General features: G+C 72.8%; 15 protein-coding genes. 7 read left to right on the top strand and 8 right to left on the bottom strand.

Annotated features, from left to right (window positions below; all coding sequences use genetic code 11):
• Positions 1 to 110: 110 nt before the first annotated feature.
• Entirely contained in the window at positions 111 to 1565 is a 1455-nt protein-coding gene (locus O7600_RS17290) for a sensor domain-containing diguanylate cyclase (protein ID WP_281588637.1), read from the top strand.
• A gap of 118 nt (positions 1566 to 1683) precedes the next feature.
• Here O7600_RS17290 and O7600_RS17295 read toward each other — a convergent pair whose 3' ends face one another.
• Both O7600_RS17295 and O7600_RS17300 read right to left on the bottom strand, forming a co-directional pair.
• Positions 1684 to 2742 carry an aspartate-semialdehyde dehydrogenase gene (locus tag O7600_RS17295; RefSeq protein ID WP_281588639.1) on the bottom strand — a complete coding sequence of 353 codons (1059 nt, stop codon included), beginning with the start codon at positions 2740 to 2742 and terminating at the stop codon, positions 1684 to 1686.
• Between the two features lie 5 nt (positions 2743 to 2747).
• Entirely contained in the window at positions 2748 to 4013 is a 1266-nt protein-coding gene (locus O7600_RS17300; RefSeq protein WP_281588642.1) for an aspartate kinase, read from the bottom strand.
• 238 nt (positions 4014 to 4251) lie between these two features.
• Here O7600_RS17300 and O7600_RS17305 point away from each other — a divergent pair, with 238 nt between their 5' ends.
• On the top strand, positions 4252 to 5016 hold the full coding sequence (locus O7600_RS17305) for a hypothetical protein (protein WP_281588644.1): 765 nt from the start codon (positions 4252 to 4254) through the stop codon (positions 5014 to 5016).
• Between the two features lie 85 nt (positions 5017 to 5101).
• Complete coding sequence (locus tag O7600_RS17310; RefSeq protein WP_281588646.1) at positions 5102 to 5632, top strand: nitroreductase family protein; 531 nt, start codon at positions 5102 to 5104, stop codon at positions 5630 to 5632.
• Between the two features lie 42 nt (positions 5633 to 5674).
• Here O7600_RS17310 and O7600_RS17315 read toward each other — a convergent pair whose 3' ends face one another.
• Positions 5675 to 6661 (bottom strand): ArsR family transcriptional regulator, encoded by a 987-nt coding sequence (locus tag O7600_RS17315; RefSeq protein WP_281588648.1) that lies wholly within the window; start codon positions 6659 to 6661, stop codon positions 5675 to 5677.
• Between the two features lie 76 nt (positions 6662 to 6737).
• On the opposite strand from O7600_RS17315, the gene O7600_RS17320 reads away from it, so the two are divergent.
• Positions 6738 to 8012, top strand: a complete 1275-nt coding sequence (locus O7600_RS17320; protein ID WP_281588650.1) for an MFS transporter — start codon at positions 6738 to 6740, stop codon at positions 8010 to 8012.
• A gap of 237 nt (positions 8013 to 8249) precedes the next feature.
• A complete protein-coding gene (gene leuA, locus O7600_RS17325; protein ID WP_281588652.1) occupies positions 8250 to 9995 on the top strand; it encodes a 2-isopropylmalate synthase in 1746 nt (581 codons plus the stop codon).
• A gap of 114 nt (positions 9996 to 10109) precedes the next feature.
• Here the strand turns inward: leuA and O7600_RS17330 are convergent, their stop codons facing one another.
• A complete protein-coding gene (locus O7600_RS17330; protein ID WP_281588654.1) occupies positions 10110 to 11543 on the bottom strand; it encodes an MFS transporter in 1434 nt (477 codons plus the stop codon).
• Positions 11544 to 11652: 109 nt separating this feature from the next.
• On the opposite strand from O7600_RS17330, the gene O7600_RS17335 reads away from it, so the two are divergent.
• A complete protein-coding gene (locus tag O7600_RS17335) occupies positions 11653 to 12312 on the top strand; it encodes an HNH endonuclease family protein (RefSeq protein WP_281588656.1) in 660 nt (219 codons plus the stop codon).
• Positions 12294 to 12770 carry a hypothetical protein gene (locus O7600_RS17340; RefSeq protein ID WP_281588658.1) on the top strand — a complete coding sequence of 159 codons (477 nt, stop codon included), beginning with the start codon at positions 12294 to 12296 and terminating at the stop codon, positions 12768 to 12770. Before O7600_RS17335 ends, O7600_RS17340 begins: the two co-directional genes overlap by 19 nt.
• 51 nt (positions 12771 to 12821) lie before the next feature.
• On the opposite strand, the gene O7600_RS17345 is transcribed toward O7600_RS17340, so the two are convergent.
• The 4 genes from O7600_RS17345 to O7600_RS17360 all read right to left on the bottom strand — a co-directional run bounded on the left by O7600_RS17345 (position 12822) and on the right by O7600_RS17360 (position 17073).
• Complete coding sequence (locus O7600_RS17345) at positions 12822 to 13925, bottom strand: oligopeptide/dipeptide ABC transporter ATP-binding protein (RefSeq protein ID WP_281588660.1); 1104 nt, start codon at positions 13923 to 13925, stop codon at positions 12822 to 12824.
• A complete protein-coding gene (locus tag O7600_RS17350; protein WP_281588663.1) occupies positions 13918 to 15039 on the bottom strand; it encodes an ABC transporter ATP-binding protein in 1122 nt (373 codons plus the stop codon). Before O7600_RS17350 ends, O7600_RS17345 begins: the two co-directional genes overlap by 8 nt.
• 64 nt (positions 15040 to 15103) lie before the next feature.
• Entirely contained in the window at positions 15104 to 16072 is a 969-nt protein-coding gene (locus O7600_RS17355; protein WP_281588665.1) for an ABC transporter permease, read from the bottom strand.
• Positions 16069 to 17073, bottom strand: coding sequence for an ABC transporter permease (locus O7600_RS17360; RefSeq protein WP_091568422.1), 1005 nt, complete (start codon positions 17071 to 17073; stop codon positions 16069 to 16071). Before O7600_RS17360 ends, O7600_RS17355 begins: the two co-directional genes overlap by 4 nt.
• Between the last annotated feature and the right edge of the window lie 76 nt (positions 17074 to 17149).

Below are 17149 nucleotides of genomic sequence, written 5' to 3' on the forward strand. Positions count from 1 at the left end.
ATACCCACAGGCCGCGTCCACAGCCTGTGGATAGCACATGTGTACGAAGGTCGACGGCCGCCGCGCTGAGTACATTTGATCGCACCCGACCCCCTCCGAGCAGGAACGACGTGGATCACGAGCGAGTTCTCCGCGACGTCACGGCACGCCTTCCCACAGCGTCGACCGTGCCGGAGGCGTGCCAGTGGACGGTCGGCGCGCTCGCCCGGCACACCCCGGCGACCGCGACGATCCTGCTCCGGGTCCACGACCGGCTCCGGTGCGTCGCGGCGACCGGCGCCTGGCAGGTCTTCTCGCACGTCCCGGCCACGACCGACGGCACGCCGGCCCACCACCGGCCCGAGCCGTCAGTGGTGCGACGGGTCTACGCCACCGGGGAGACCGCCGCCGTGCCCGACGTGGCCGCCGACCCGGACTACCTGCCGGTCCGGCCGGACGTCACCGCGGAGCTCTGCGTGCCGGTGCGCGACCCGGACGGCCACCCGATCGGCGTACTCGACCTGCAGTGGAGCGAGCCGGTCGGGCTCACGCCGTGGCGGGAGACCGCCGAGCACCTGGCCGACCGGCTCGGCGCCCGGATCGCGGCGCTCGGCGGCCCGCCGGCCGAGAGCCGCAGCGAGAAGCTGCTCCGGCACGCGGCCGCGTTCACCGCCGCGCCGACGGACTGGGACCTGACGACCGCCGCGATCGCCGCCGCCCGGGACGTGTCCGCGCTCGCCGCGGCCGTGCTGGTGCTCACCGGCCGGCGCGGGCCCCGGTTGAACGCGCCCACCGACACCCCGGGTGAGTTGGAGGCGCGGATCCGGGCCGAGTTGGGTGAGGCCGGGCCGGTCGCGCTGGACCGGATGATCGACCGCGCCCACCGGTACGGCTCGGCGTACACGCTGGGCGAGGCGGGGCACCCGCCGACCGGGGAGTATCTGCCGCTGACCCGGGCCGGCGCGCGCACGCTGGTGGCGGTGCCGGTCGGCACGCCGACCGCCGGCGGGGTGCTGCTGGTCGCCGACGAGCGGCTGCTGCGCCCCGACCCGACCACCGTCAACCTGATCGAGTTGCTGGCCGGGCAGGCGTGGACCTGCCGGGACCGGCTGCGTACGGTGGCGCGGCTGCGCGAGCAGGCCAACTCCGACCCGCTCACCGGCCTCCGGCACACCGGCCCGTTCGGGCGGCGGATCGCCAGCGCCACGCCGGGGCGTACCGCCCTGCTGGCGATCGACGTGGACGGGTTCAAGGACGTCAACGACACGTACGGCCACCAGGCCGGCGACCGACTGCTGGTGGGGTTGGCCCGGGCGCTGGAGGGCGCGCTGCGACAGGGCGACGAGCTGTACCGGACCGGGGGCGACGAGTTCGTCGCGGTGATCGAGGTGAGCCGCCCGGAGGAGGCCGTCCGGATCGCCGAGCGCCTGACCGAGGCGGCCCGCCGCACCGGCCGGACCATCAGCGTCGGCGTCGCACTGCCCCGCCCCGGCGAGACCCCCGAGCGCACCCTCCACCGCGCCGACCAGGCCCTCTACGCGGTCAAACGCCACGGCCGAGACGGCATCCACCTCTCCGCCGCCTGACCACCCCCACCCCCATCCCCCACCCGCCGTCGATCTTGCAGTTCCGGCCCCTGATGCGCGGCATATGTCCACGATGCCCGGGCACGAAGTGCAAGATCGCGCAGGAAGCGGGGGCAGGTCAGGAGGTCAGGGCCTTGGCGAGGAGTTCGGCGATCTGGGCGGTGTTGAGGGCGGCGCCCTTGCGGAGGTTGTCGCCCGTTACGAAGAGGTCCAGGGCTCTCGGGTCGTCCACGGCGCGGCGGATGCGACCGACCCAGGACGGGTCGGTGCCGACCGCGTCGATCGGCATCGGGAACTCCCCGGCCGCCGGGTCGTCGACCAGGATCACGCCCGGCGCGTTGCGCAGCACCTCGCGGGCGCCCTCGGCGTCCACCTCGGTGGCGAAGACCGCGTGCACGGCGACCGAGTGACCGGTCACCACGGGCACCCGGACGCAGGTGGCGGAGATCTTCAGGTCGGGCAACCCGAGGATCTTGCGCGACTCGTTGCGGAGCTTCATCTCCTCGGAGGACCAGCCGCCGTCGGCCAGCGAGCCGGCCCACGGCACCACGTTCAGCGCCAACGGCGCCGGGAACGGGCCCAGCTCGTCGCCGACCGCCTGGCGCACGTCGCCGGCGCGGGACCCGAGCACCCGGTCCCCGGCGATCTTGCCGAGCTGGAGGTGCAGCGCGTCCACCCCGGCCTGCCCCGCCCCGGACACCGCCTGGTAGGAGGCGAGGACCAGCTCGCGCAGGCCGTACTCGCGGTGCAGCGGGGCGATCGCCACGATCATCGCCAGGGTGGTGCAGTTGGCGTTGGCGATGATCCCCTTCGGCCGGTTGCACACCTGCTCGGGGTTGATCTCGGGGACCACCAGCGGCACGTCCCGGTCCATCCGGAACGCGCCGGAGTTGTCCACCACCACCGCGCCGCGCGCCACCGCGACCGGCGCCCACTCGGCCGCCACGTCGTCCGGCACGTCGAACATCGCCACGTCGACACCGTCGAACGCGTCGGCGGTGAGCGCCTGGACAGTCAGCTCCTCACCCCGGCACAGGATGCGCCGACCGGCCGACCGCTCGGAGGCGAGCAACCGGATCTCACCCCACACGTTGCGGCGGGAGGAGAGGATCTGGCACATCACCGTGCCGACGGCACCTGTCGCCCCGACCACGGCGAGGGTGGGTAGCGACGCCATCCGCGCTACCGCCCGGTGCCGGCGTAGACGACGGCTTCGGTGTCACCACCCAGCTCGAAGGCGTCGTGGATGGCCCGGACCGCCTTGTCGAGGTCGGTGTCCCGGCAGACCACGGAGACCCGGATCTCCGAGGTGGAGATCATCTCGATGTTCACCCCGGCGGCGCCGAGCGCGGCGAAGAACCCGGCGGCGACACCCGGGTGCGAGCGCATGCCGGCTCCGATCAGCGAGACCTTGCCGACGTGGTCGTCGTAGAGCAGGCCCTTGAACTTGACCGACTCCTGGATCTTGCTGAGCGCGGCCATCGCGGTCGGGCCGTCCGCCTTGGGCAGCGTGAACGAGATGTCGGTGCGGCCGGTGCCCTCGGTGGACACGTTCTGCACGATCATGTCGATGTTGATCTCGGCGCCGGCCACGGTGTCGAAGATCCGCGCGGCGGCGCCCGGCTCGTCCGGCACCCCGACGATGGTGATCTTCGCCTCGCTGCGGTCGTGGGCGACCCCGGTGATCAGTGCCTGTTCCACAGGAAGGTCCTCCATCGATCCGGTGACCATCGTGCCGGTGTTGGTCGAGTATGACGAACGGACGTGGATCGGCAAGCCCGCGCGCCGGGCGTACTCGACGCTGCGCAGGTGCAGCACCTTCGCGCCGCAGGCGGCCAGCTCCAGCATCTCCTCGTAGGTGATCTGCTTGATGTGCCGGGCGTTCGGCACGATCCGCGGGTCGGCGGAGAAGATGCCGTCCACGTCGGTGTAGATCTCGCAGACGTCGGCGTGCAGCGCCGCGGCGAGCGCCACGGCGGTGGTGTCGGAGCCGCCCCGACCGAGCGTGGTGACGTCCTTGGTGTCCTGCGAGACGCCCTGGAAGCCGGCGACGATGACCACCGCGCCCTCGTCCAGCGCGCCCTTGAGCCGCCCCGGGGTCACATCGATGATCCGGGCCCGGCCGTGCACCGAGGTGGTGATCACGCCGGCCTGGGAACCGGTGAACGAGCGGGCCTCGTACCCCAGGTTGTGGATGGCCATGGCGAGCAGCGCCATGGAGATCCGCTCCCCGGCGGTGAGCAGCATGTCCAGCTCGCGGCCGGGCGGCAACGGGCTGACCTGGTTGGCCAGGTCGAGCAGCTCGTCGGTGGTGTCGCCCATGGCGGAGACCACCACCACCACGTCGTCGCCCGCCTTGCGGGCCGCCACGATGCGCTCGGCCACCCGCTTGATCCGCTCGGCGTTGGCGACGGAGGACCCGCCGTACTTCTGCACCACGAGTGCCACGACGGTGCACTCCCTCCCAGCGACGACCCTGAGCGTGCCGACGCCGCCGGGCGTTTCGTCCGGCGGCGTGTGTCAGACCTCCTCAGGGTATCGGGCGGGCCACGACGCCGGGTCGGGTGATCCCACCATCCGGCCCCGGCGTGGGGCGGCTCACCAGCCCCGCGGACCACGGACACGCCAAGCGGTACAGCCGTACGGTGGGCTGACCCGGGCCACCACCAGCCAGCAGAATGAGCCGGTGCACGCTCATCGACGCGCGGTTCCGAGGCGGACCGGCGTACTCGCGCTCCTCCTGCCGACGGTGCTGGCCGGCTGCGGCGCCGACCCGCCGGCGGTGATTCCGGCGGGCGGCGCCGACCCGGTTCCGGTGCAGGTCGACGCCGCCCGCGACGAGCTGGCCGGGGTGGCCGCCGCCGCGCAGGACCGACACTTCACCGCCACCTACGCCTTCACCCCCACCGGCGGCACTCCCCGCACCGTCGCGGTGACCAGCGCCGACGACGGCAGCTGGCGGGTCGACGTGCCCGGCTGGGGGCACGACGGCACGGTGGACGTCTCGCTCGCCGCCACCTCCGACGGGCTGTTCCAGTGCGCCCTCCCCTCCGCCGGCCGGGCGGAGCCGGCCTCCTGCGCCCGCCTCGGCGACGCCGACGACGCGGTGCCCCGTCGGCTGGACCCCCGGGTGCAGCACCCGTTCACCGACTGGCTGGAGGTGCTCACCGACCGGCGGGCGCCGCTGGCGGTCTCCCCCGCCGCCGCGCCGACCGGCGTCACCGGCAGGTGCTACGCCGTCGACTCGACCTCGGCCTCGATGAACGCCCCGCTGGACGTCGGCATCTACTGCTACCGGGAGGACGGCACCCCGGTGGCGGTCCGCGCCGCGTTCGGCATGCTCACGCTGACCGGTGAGCCGGGCCCCGCGCCGGCGACGGTGGAGCTGGCCGGTGCGGTGGGTGACGGCGAACCGGTCGGCCGGGACGCGCCGGAGCCGACAACGTCATAGCGCTTTGTCCGTTACGGGTGCCCTTGACCACATCTGACGACCCCGGGGCGGCCCGATGACACACCCCTGGGGAAGTCTGTCCCCCATGGCCGACCTGACCCCGCTGCTCGCCTTCCGGTGGAGCCCGCGCGCCTTCGACCCCGACGCGCGGCTCAGCACCGACGAGGAAGCCACCCTGCTGGAGGCCGCCCGGTGGGCCCCCTCCGCGGGCAACGCCCAGCCGTGGCGGTTCGCCCTCGGGCACCGGCAGGACGAGACCTGGAAGCGCATCCTGGTCGGCCTGCCCGACGCCGACCAGGGCTGGGCCCGGCACGCCGCCGCCCTGCTGCTCGCCGCGCACGCCGGTGACGACCCCGAGCGGAGCGCCTACGACCTGGGCCAGGCGGTCGCCCACCTCACCGTGCAGGCCACCGCGCTGGGCCTGCACGTACGCCAGCTCACCCGGCTCGACCGGCCCCGCCTCGCCACCGAGCTGGACCTCTCCGACGACGTCCGGCCGCTGGTGGTGGTCGCCGTCGGCCGCCTCGGCGACCCGGCCACGCTCCCGCCCGACCTGTACGCCCGGGAGACCGCGCTGCGCCGCCGGCGCCCCCTGCCCGCCCTGCTGCTGCGCTGAGCCTCCGACGATCGACCGCGTCCGCCACCGAAGGCGGCCCGGTCAGGTGCCGCGGGCAGCCCGAAGCAGAGCGGCGCCGACGTCGGTGTTGCGGTAGAGCACGTGCCGCCCAGCCCGGGAGCGGGCGACCAGCCCGGCCGCGTGCAGCGCGGTGAGGTGCTGGGAGACGTTTCCCGCCGACATCCCGGTCAGCCGGGCCAAATCGGTCGTGGTCACCGCCGAGTCGAGCAGGTGCAGCAACGCGGCCCGGCCGGGGCCCAGGACCCTGGCCAGCGGGTCGCCGGGCGGCGGTGTGGCCACCTCCCAGAGCGTCCCGACCGCCCGGACCGGATACGCCCCGGCCGGCAACGAGTCTTCCAGCAGGTTCCACAGCACCCGCCGGTCGGTGAACACCGTCGGGTTGAGCGCCAACCCGCGACCGCGCAGGTCGAAGTCCCGCTCGAACGGATCGTCGCTGACCAACCGATCGCCGAGCCAGCGCAGGCTCGGGTGGAGCTGCTCGAAGAACCGGCCGGCGCCGCTCTCGGCGAGCTGGGCCGCGCGGTACGTCACGTCGGCGTCGAGCAGCGCGCGCATCCGCGGCCAGTCCGGGGCGATCGCCTCGTCGTACCAGACCCGCACCGCGTCGACGAGCTGCGGCAGCAGCCCACGGGGGTCGGCGAGCAGCGCCAGCCCGAACGGACTCAGCGGCCGGCGCGGGGTGGTCGCCATCAGGTCCTGGACCACCACGGCCGGCGGCGTCGCCGCGATCTGGTCGAGCTGCTCGGCCATCTCCACGTTCGGGCGGGCCGCCGGGGTGAGGAAGTCGGGCAACGGGCAACCCCGCCAGGTCAGCTCCGTCAGCGGTCGGACCCGGGTGGCGACCTCGGGACGGCGCAGGGTCACCCGCGCGCGGTCGATCCAGGGCAGGTGCACCGGATAGCGGAGCGGGTCGGCCAGCGCCCACATGCTCATGACCGTCTCGTTGACCGGCGACACGGCGAGCCGCACGCCCGCCACGTCCGCCAGGCTGAAGCGCAACTCGGACACAGGCACCCCCGGAGCAGGATTCGGCCCAGCCTAAAAGGCTCGACCGATCCCGTGGGGGACGGTTCACTTCCGAGCCATGGGGGCCAGAGACACCATCCGTACCGCTGTCCGAAACGTCGTACCGCCGGCCGGGCTGACCCGCGCGCTGGCCGTGCAGGCCATGGTCGGAGCCGTCGGCAGCGGCCTGTTCCACGCCGGCAGCGCCGTCTTCTTCACCCGGGCCCTCGGGCTCAGCGCCGCCCAGGTCGGGCTGGGTCTGTCCATCGCGGCAGGCGTGTCACTGCTCGGCACGGTGCCGCTCGGCGGGCTCACCGACCGGTACGGGCCGCAGCGGGTCTGGGTGGTCGGGCTGGTGCTGAACGCCGCGCTCTTCGCGACGTACCCGTTCGTGGGCGGCTTCGCGGGCTTCCTCGCCGTGGTGGTGGCGCTGGCGGCGGTGGACGCGTCGACCGGGGTGGCCCGTCAGGTCTACTCGATCAACGCGCTCCCGCCGGCCGAACGGGTCACCGCGATGGCGTACCAGCGGTCGTCGTTGAACGTCGGCTTCGGGCTGGGCGCGGTGATCAGCGGCCTGGTGCTGGCGGTGGACACGATCGAGGCGTACCGGGGAATGGTCTGGTTCATCGCGACGGTCTTCCTGGTCACGGCCCTCTTCATTCGACGGCTGCCCCGACTGCCGCAGGTGACCCGGCCGGTGGAGCCGGTGGGTCGGCTCGCCGTACTGCGGGACCGGCCGTTCATGGCGGTGTCCCTGCTGTCCGGGCTGCTCACCGCGCACGGGGTGCTCTACCTGACGGTCATGCCGCTCTGGATCCTCACCCACACCGACGCCCCGAAGACCGTGATCGCCGCCCTGGTGCTGCTCAACACGGTCCTGATCGTGCTGCTCCAGGTACGCGTCAGCCGAGGTGCCGACACGGCCGCGGGCGCGGCGCGGGCCTCCCGCCGCGGGGGCCTGCTGATCGCGCTCTTCTGTCTGGTCCTGCCGATCTCCGGGGTCACCCGGGGCGCACTCACCGTGGTGGTGCTGGTGGCCGCCGCGACGCTGCTGATCCTGGCCGAGCTGATCGAGTCGGCGGGCACCTGGGGGCTCACCGCCACGCTTCCGCCGGACGACCAGCGCGGCGCGTACGTGGGGGCGCTGCGGCTCGGTGAGCAGGTGCAGTACCTGATCGCCCCGGCGGGGCTGACCGCGCTCGGTGTGACGACCGGCGGCTGGGGCTGGTATCCGACGGCGGCGATCTTCGTGCTGGTCGGGTCGGCGATCGTGCCGGCGGTGGCCTGGGCGGAGCGGACGCCCCGGCTGGGCGGAGTGCCGGAGTCCACCGAAGCGGTGACTCCGGTCCCATAGTCCGGACCAGCCTTCCCACCACCCGTCCCACCACGTAGGGTGACCCTGTCATGTGGCAGGCGTACCTTCTCCTTGGCTGCCGCGACGAGGCCTGACCGGCCGGCACCTCGTCGCGGAGTTGAACCGCGCCGTCCAGCACATCCGATCTTCTTCTCGGCATCGCCGCGCACCGTCGCCCGGCATCTCGCCGACACCGTCCGATCTGCTGACGCCACATGTTCCAGGGAGCACTCCGAGATGGCTCAACCTGTCACCGAGACCGATCCGTTCGCCCGCCAGCGGCCCAGCCGGATGCCGGTCCACCGTTACCTCCCGTACGACCGGCAGTTCCGGGTCGACCTGCCCGACCGCGCCTGGCCCACCCGCCGCGTCGAGACCGCGCCCCGCTGGTGCGCGGTGGACCTCCGCGACGGCAACCAGGCGCTGATCGACCCGATGTCGCCGGAGCGCAAGCGCCGGATGTTCCAGCTCCTGGTGCAGATGGGCTACAAGGAGATCGAGGTCGGCTTCCCGTCGGCCAGCCAGACCGACTACGACTTCGTGCGCCAGCTGATCGAGCAGGACCTGATTCCCGAGGACGTCACCATCCAGGTGCTGACCCAGTGCCGGGAGCACCTGATCGAGCGGACGTTCGAGTCGCTGCGCGGCGCCCGCCGGGCCATCGTGCACTTCTACAACTCGACCTCGACGCTCCAGCGCCGGGTGGTCTTCGGCCTGGACCGCGACGGCATCGCCGACATCGCCACCCAGGGCGCGCGGCTCTGCCAGAAGTACGCGGAGATCCACACCCCGGACACCGACATCCACTACGAGTACTCGCCGGAGTCCTACACGGGCACCGAGCTGGAGTACGCGCTGGAGGTCTGCGCGGCGGTGATCGAGGTCGTCGATCCCACCCCGGACCGGAAGCTGATCGTCAACCTGCCGGCCACCGTCGAGATGGCGATGCCCAACGTCTACGCCGACTCGATCGAGTGGATGCACCGGCACCTGCCCCGGCGGGACAGCCTGTCGCTGAGCCTGCACCCGCACAACGACCGGGGCACCGGCGTGGCCGCCGCCGAGCTGGGCCTGCTGGCCGGCGCCGACCGGATCGAGGGCTGCCTGTTCGGCAACGGCGAGCGCACCGGCAACGTCGACCTGGTGACGCTCGGCCTGAACATGTTCTCCCAGGGCATCGACCCGATGATCGACTTCTCGAACATCGACGAGGTCAAGCGCGCCGTCGAATACTGCAACCAGCTGCCGGTGCACGAGCGCCACCCGTACGCGGGCGACCTGGTCTACACCGCGTTCTCCGGCTCCCACCAGGACGCGATCAACAAGGGCTTCGCCGCGCTGCACGCCGACGCGGCGGCGGCCGGGGTGGCGGTGGACGAGTTCACCTGGGCCGTGCCCTACCTGCCGATCGACCCGAAGGACCTGGGCCGCACCTACGAGGCGGTCATCCGGGTCAACTCGCAGTCCGGCAAGGGCGGCGTCGCGTACATCATGAAGAGCGAGCACCAGCTCGACCTGCCGCGCCGCCTCCAGATCGAGTTCTCCGGCGTGGTCCAGGAGGTCACCGACCACGACGGCGGCGAGGTCGAGCCGGGCACCATGTGGGAGATCTTCGCCCGCAACTACCTGGTCGACCACCAGGTCGACCCGGCGGTCACGCTGACCGGCTACACGATCGGCACCGTCGACGGCAAGGTCGAGATCGACGCCCGGGTCGGCGTCGACGGCGAGACCCGACCGCTCACCGCCGTCGGCAACGGCCCGATCGACGCGTACGTCAACGCGTTGCAGTCGCTGGGCGTGGCGGTACGCGTGCTCGACTACCACGAGCACGCGCTGTCCTCCGGCGGTGACGCGCAGGCCGCCGCGTACGTGGAGTGCGAGGTGGACGGCCGCACGGTGTGGGGTGTCGGGGTGGACGCCAACATCGTCACCGCCTCGATCAAGGCGGTCACCAGCGCCGTCAACCGCACCCGCGCCTGAGGTGCAAGGAAGGGCCCCTTCTTAACGCTTCGCGCAGAGGAAGGGGCCCTTATTAACACCCCCGCGCCCTTTGGGCGTCGGCGTTAACAAGGGGCCCCTCCTCTACCGGAGGCGTTAAGAGGGGGCCCCTCCTTTCACCGGGCGGTGGATGAGCACCACGGCGAGCAGGGCGCCGGCGAGCAGCAGCCCCGCGCACCACGCCATCGCCCCCCGGTACGCGTCGGCCAACGCGCCCTTCTGCTCGTACCCGGTGCCGGAGAGCCCGACCAGCAGCGGCAACGCGGCCACCGCGAGCAGGCCGCCGGCGCGGGAGGCGGCGTTGTTGAAGCCGCTGGCCACCCCGGCGAACCGGTCCGCCACGGCACCGAGCACCGACGTGGTGAGCGGGGCGACCACCAGCGTGAGCCCGGCGCCGAACAGCGCCACGCCGGGCAGCACGTCCACCCAGTACGAGGCGCCCGGCCCGACCCGGCGCAGCAGCAGCAGGCCCGCCGCGGCGACCACCGGGCCGACGGTGAGCGGCAGCCGGGGGCCGATCCGGGCGGACAGCGCGCCGGCCCGGGGCGAGCCGACCAGCAGCAGAAGCGTCATCGGCACCGTGGCCAGGCCGGTGAGCAGCGCCGACCAGCCGACCACGTTCTGCAGGTAGACGGCGAGGAAGAAGGTGAACCCGCCGAGCGCCGCGTACACCACCACGGTGAAGACGTTGAGCACCGAGAAGAGCCGGCTGGAGAACAGCCCGGTGGGCAGCATCGCGGTGTCTCCGCGCCGCCGCTCGACGAGCACGAAGACCACCACCGCGACCACCCCGACCACCGCGGCGGCCAGCACCGCCGGGGAGGCGCCCTGCGCCGGGGCGTCGATCAGCGCGTACGTGACGCCGCCGAGCGCCAGCGCGCCGAGCAGCGCGCCGGCCACGTCGAACCCCCGCCCTCCCCCGGTACGCGAGGCCGCCTCGTCCCGGCTCTCCGGCACCCAGCGCATCGCGGCGAGCACCACACCCACGGCCAGTGGCAGGTTGACGAAGAAGATCCACCGCCAGGAGAGCGTGTCGATCAGCCAGCCGCCGAGCAGCGGCCCGAGCGCGGTGGACACACCGGACAGGCCGGACCAGGTGCCGATCGCCTTGCCCCGGTCGTCGGGATGGAAGCTGGCCTGGAGCACGGAGAGCGACCCGGGGGTGAGCAGCGCCCCGCCCGCGCCCTGGAGGAACCGGGCGGCGACGAGCCAGCCGGTGCCCTGGGCCAGCCCGCAGAGCACCGACGCGACGGCGAACCAGGCCACCCCGATCAGGAAGACTCGTCGCCGGCCGAACCGGTCGCCCAGCGCGCCGCCGAGCAGGACGAACGCGGCCAGCATCAGCAGGTAGCCGTTGACGGTCCACTGGAGACTGGCCACCGTGGCGTCCAGCTCCGCGCCGAGACGCGGCAGCGCGACGTTGACCACGGTGCTGTCCAGGAACACCATGCCGGAGGCGAGGATCGCGGCGAGCAGGGTGCCACGCCCGGCGGCCGAGCCGGTACGCAGTGCGGGAGCGGGTGCGGTCACGGCTCTCCACTCTGCCCGGCGCCGCACCCTCGACGCCACGAATCACGGAAACCGCCGCCGGGTACTGTGCGGACTCGCCCGGAGCCCGCAAGCTGGAGAGGTGTCGTCTGTGCGTACGAGATCAGGATTCCGAGCCGGGCTGACCGCCGCGCTCGCCGCGGTGCTCGCCCTCGGCGCGGCCGGTTGTGACCCCGCCGTCACCGAGCCGGACGCGCCACCCAGCGCCGCCGGGAACGTGAACCAGCAGCTCGGCGAGCTGACCGTGGCCGCCGCGGGGTCGATGAAGGGCTACAGCCGATCCCACTTCCCGCACTGGCGGGACACCGGCAAGAACTGCGACGTCCGGGACACCGTGTTGCAGCGCGACGGCGAGGGCATCAAGCTCTCCGGTTGCAACGTGGTCGGCGGGCGGTGGGAGAGTGCCTACGACGGGGTGGTGCTGACCGATCCCTCGGACGTGGACATCGACCACATCGTGCCGCTGGCCAACGCGTGGCGTTCCGGCGCGGACGAGTGGGACGACTCGAAGCGCGGTGACTTCGCCAACGACCAGACCCGGCCGCAGCTCATCGCGGTTTCTCTGCGCTCCAACCGGGCAAAGGGTGACCAGGACCCGTCCCAGTGGAAGCCGGCGAACCGGTCGTACTGGTGCCAGTACGCGGCGGACTGGGTGACGGTCAAGCACTACTGGCGGCTGACGGTGACCAGTGCCGAGAAGGCCGCCCTCACCGACATGCTGGAGGGCTGCACATGGGCGAGCAAGCCGTGACCGGGGCGGGTGGCACACCGGCGCCGGAGAGGACGCCGGACGCCACCGGCGACGACGCCGCGGCGGCCGGCGGCGACACCAGCGCGACCGGGCCGGCCTCGGCCGGGATGACGGCGGACGGTCGGCAGCCGGAGCCCGCCGACGTCTCCGGGGCGGGCATGTCCGCGGACGCCGTGCCGGGCGCGCCGGCCGGGGGCGCCCCGGCCGGGCCGGCCGCCCGGACGGCCGACATCACCGCCGGTCCGGGCGGGGTGATGACCGACGAGGTCGGCGTGGTGACCGGCGAGCTGACCCTGCGCACCGAGCACGCCGACGGCCGGGTGACGCTGCGGGTGCAGTACAAGGACGCCGACGAGTGGTACGCGGTGACCGGCGGCAGCGCCCCGCTGGCCGACCCGGCCTCGGTGGACGCGGTGCACACGATCGCGGTGGGCCTGCTCAACCGCCCCGAGGGCTGAGCGGGCGGCGCGTCCCCGTCCGGATCCGGGTGGGGACGCGCCGCCGCGCGGTCAGACGTACGAGCCGGGCTCGCTGGGCGCGGAGACCACGCCCGGCTCCTCGCCCTCGCCCTCGGGCCGACTGATCGTCGCGGTCACCTCGTGCGGGCGCAGCTCGCCGGCGGCGATCTGCTCGGCCCAGTGGCAGGCCACCCGGCTTCCGCCGATCGGCCGCAGTTCGGGTCGTTCGTCGGCGCACCGGGTCGGCTGGGCCCAGGGGCAGCGGGTGTGGAACCGGCAGCCCGACGGCGGGTTGGCCGGCGACGGCAGGTCCCCGGCGAGCAGGATGCGCTCGCGTCGGTCCTCGACGTCCGGGTCCGGGACCGGCACGGCCGACATCAGCGCCCGGGTGTACGGGTGCAGCGGCTCGGTGTAGAGCCGCTCGCTCGGCGCCTCCTCGACCAGCGCGCCCAGGTACATCACCCCGACCATGTCGGAGATGTGCCGCACCACGGCCAGGTCGTGCGCGATCACCAGGTAGGTCAGGCCGAGGCTCTCCTGGAGTTCGTCCAGCAGGTTGACCACCTGGGCCTGGATCGACACGTCCAGCGCGGAGACCGGTTCGTCGGCGACGATCAGCTCCGGCCCGAGGACCAGCGCCCGGGCGATGCCGATGCGCTGCCGCTGGCCGCCGGAGAACTCGTGCGGGTAGCGGGAGAGCGCCCACTTCGGCAGGCCGACCGCGTCCAGCGTCTCGCCGATGATCCGGCGCCGCTCGTCGCGGTCGGCGCCGATGCCGTGCGTCTGCAGGCCCTCGGTGAGGATCGACTCGACGTTCTGCCGGGGGTCCAGGCTGGACATCGGGTCCTGGAAGATCATCTGCATCCGGCGCCGCATCGACCGCAGCTTGCCGGCGGGCAGCGTGGTCAGCTCGACGCCGTCGAACGTCACCTCGCCTGCGGTGGGCGGGGTGAGCTGGAGCAGCGCCCGACCGAGCGTGGACTTGCCGCAGCCCGACTCGCCGACCAGGCCGTACGTCTTCCCGCGCGGGATGCTCAGGTCGACGCCGTCGACCGCCTTGACGTGGCCGACGGTCCGGTCGAACAGCAGCCCCCGCCGGATCGGGAAGTGCACCTTCAGGTCGCGGACCTCGACGAGGATCTCGTTGTCACTCATGGGGTGTCTCCTCCTCGCGCGCGGCCGGTCCGAAGCCCGGCACGGCCGGCGGGTCGGCGGGTTCGGCCTGGGCCGGCACCGCGCCGGGCGCGGCCTCGGTCGGCACGGTGGCCGCGACGTCCGCACCGGGGGTCAGGCCGGGCACCGGCACCGGGTTGACGCACCGGTAGCCCCGCCCGTCGTGGGCGATCACCAGCTCCGGCGGCTCACCCACGCAGTCGTCGACCCGGCGCGGGCAGCGCGGGGCGAACGCGCAGCCGTCCGGCCAGGGCAGCAGGTCGCGCACCGAGCCGGGGATGGGGTTCAGCCGTTCGCCCCGGCCGGCGTCCAGGCGGGGCACCGAAGCGAGCAGACCTTCGGTGTACGGGTGCCGGGGCTGGCGGAACAGCGGACGGCGGGTGGCCGTCTCCACCACCCGACCGCCGTAGAGCACGTTGACGGTGTCGCACATGCCGGCCACCACGCCGAGGTCGTGCGTGATCATCACGAGTGCGGTGCCCGAGTCGCGGACCAGGTCCTTGAGCAGTTCCAGGATCTGCGCCTGGATGGTGACGTCCAGCGCGGTGGTCGGCTCGTCGGCGATCAGCAGCCGGGGCTGGCAGGCGACCGCCATGGCGATCAGCGCGCGCTGCCGCATGCCGCCGGAGAGCTGGTGCGGATACTCCTTGAGCCGGCGGCGCGGGTCCGGGATGCCGACCCGGTCGAGCAGCTCGGCGGCCTCCCTGGTGGCCGCCTCGCCCTTCATCCCCCGGTGCCGAGTGAGCACCTCGGTCACCTGGAGCCCGATCGGGATGACCGGGTTCAGCGAGGAGAGCGGGTCCTGGAAGATCATCGCGACGTCCCGGCCGCGGATGTCGCGGCGGGACCGGTCGTCGAGCTGGAGCAGGTCGGTGCCGTCGAAGACCGCCTTGCCGCCCACCCGCAGGCCCGGCTGCTTGGGCAGCAGGCCCATGATGGCCAGCGACGTGACGCTCTTGCCGCAGCCGGACTCACCGACCAGGCCGACGACCTCACCGGCGTCGACCGAGAAGGACACCCCGTCCACCGCGTGCACGGTGCGCTGCCCGCGCCGGGCGAACGTGACGGAGAGGTCGTTGACTTCAAGAAGCGCCATGCTGTGCCGACCTTTCGTTCGCGACTGCGGGGCTCGCAAGCTCACTCCTCGCGCTCACGGGTACCTACTTCCGCAGCTTCGGGTCGAGGGCCTCGCGCATCGCCTCACCGAGCAGGGTGAATCCGAGCGCGGTGATGATGATGCCGAGCGCCGGATAGACCGCCAGCCCGGGGCGGATGCCCAGGTAGGGCTGCGCGTCGGCGAGCATGACGCCCCACTCCGGAATGGCCGAGTCGGGGTTGCCGAGGCCGAGGAAGGACAGCGCGGCCGCCTCGATGATCGCGGTGGCCAACGTCAGGGTGGCCTGCACGATGACCGGGGCGATCGAGTTCGGCACCACGTGGGTGAGGGCGATCTTCGACCGCTTCACCCCGAGCGACGTCGCGGCCAGCACGTAGTCGCTGTTGGCCTGGGCGATCATCGAGCCGCGCAGCAGCCGGGCGAAGATCGGCACCGACACCACGCCGACCGCGATCATCACGGTGGTCAGGCTGGCGCCGAGCAGCGCCGCGATGCTCACCGCGAGGAGCAGGCTCGGCATGGCCAGCAGCATGTCGATGAAGCGCATCAGGGTGGTGTCGATCCAGCGTCCCCAGCGCCCGCCGAGGCCGGCCGCGGCGCCGGCGACGCCGCCGATGAACGCGCCGACCGCGAGGCCGATCAGGGTGGAGACCACGCCGACCAGCAGTGTCTGCCGGGCGCCGACGATCAGCCGGCTGAACTCGTCCCGGCCCTGGTGGTCGAAGCCGAGCCAGTGGTCGGCGGAGGCGCCCGGGATGATGCCCTGGCCGGACTTGACCAGCCCCTCGCGGATGCCGATGGAGTCCGTCGGGCTGTACGGGACGAGGAACGGCCCGATGACGGCGACCAGCACGAAGACCGCCAGGATCACCACGCCGATGACGGCGGCCGGGTTGCGCCGGAGCCGGCGGAACGCCTCCTTCCAGAGGCTCACCCCCTGCTCGTCGTCGCGGGCGGCCAGCTCGGCGAGCCGGTCGATCTTCTCGCGCTTCTTGCCTGTGGTGATGGTCATCGCACCCTCACCCTCGGGTCGATCACGCTGTAGGAGAGGTCGACCAGGAGATTCACCAGCACGTACACCACCGCAATGATCATGATGAAGCCCATCAGCACCGGATAGTCACGCTGGCTGATCGACTCCGCGACGAACGCGCCGATGCCGCTGAACGCGAACACGGTCTCGGTGAGCACCGCGCCGGAGAGCAGGAGACCGGTCTGCAGACCGATCGAGGTGGCCACCGGAAGCATGGCGTTGCGCAGCACGTGCCGGCGGCGGACGGTCCGCTCGGTCAGGCCCTTGGCCTCGGCGGTCCGCACGAAGTCCTCGTTGAGCACCTCCAGCACGCTGGCCCGGGTGATCCGGACGATGATCGCGAGCGGGATGCTCGCGAGCGCGATGCCCGGCAGCACGAGGTGCCAGAGCGCGTCGGCGGCGGCGTCCCACTCGCGGGTCATCAGCCCGTCGAGGACGAAGAAGTTGGTGACCCGGGTCGCCCCGATGGTCGGGTCCTGCCGGCCGCTGGACGGGAACCAGCCCAGGTTCTCCGCGAAGATCGCCTTGAGCACGTAGGCCAGGAAGAAGACCGGGATGCAGATGCCGATCAGCGACCCGCCGACGGAGGCGTGGTCGAGGAACCGGCCGCGCCGGCGGGCGGCCAGGTAGCCGAGCGGGATGCCGATGCCGACCGCGAGGATCATGGCCATGATCGTCAGCTCGACGGTGCCGGGGAACCGTTCCACGAACTCCGTGGTGACCGCTCGCTTCGTACCGGTCGAGGTGCCCAGGTCGAGCCGGATCATCCGCCGCAGGAAGCGGGCGTACTGGACCAGGATCGGCTCGTCGAGGCCGAGGTTGCGCCGGATGGCGGCGCGCGTCTCGGGCGTGCCCCGTTCACCGAGGATCGCGGTCTCGGGCCCGCCGGGAAGTCGGTGGAGCCAGATGAACAGCAGGACGGAGAGCCCGAACAGCGTGGGTATCAGCTGTAGCAGGCGTCTGACGATGAACCGGAACACGGGCGCCTCGGAGGGGGTGCGGAGGGGTGCGGGCGGGCGCTGTGGTCACAGCGCCCGCCCGCGTCAGTGCCTTCAG

It is taken from the genome of Micromonospora sp. WMMA1998 (assembly GCF_027497375.1).
Lineage (GTDB): Bacteria > Actinomycetota > Actinomycetes > Mycobacteriales > Micromonosporaceae > Micromonospora > Micromonospora sediminicola.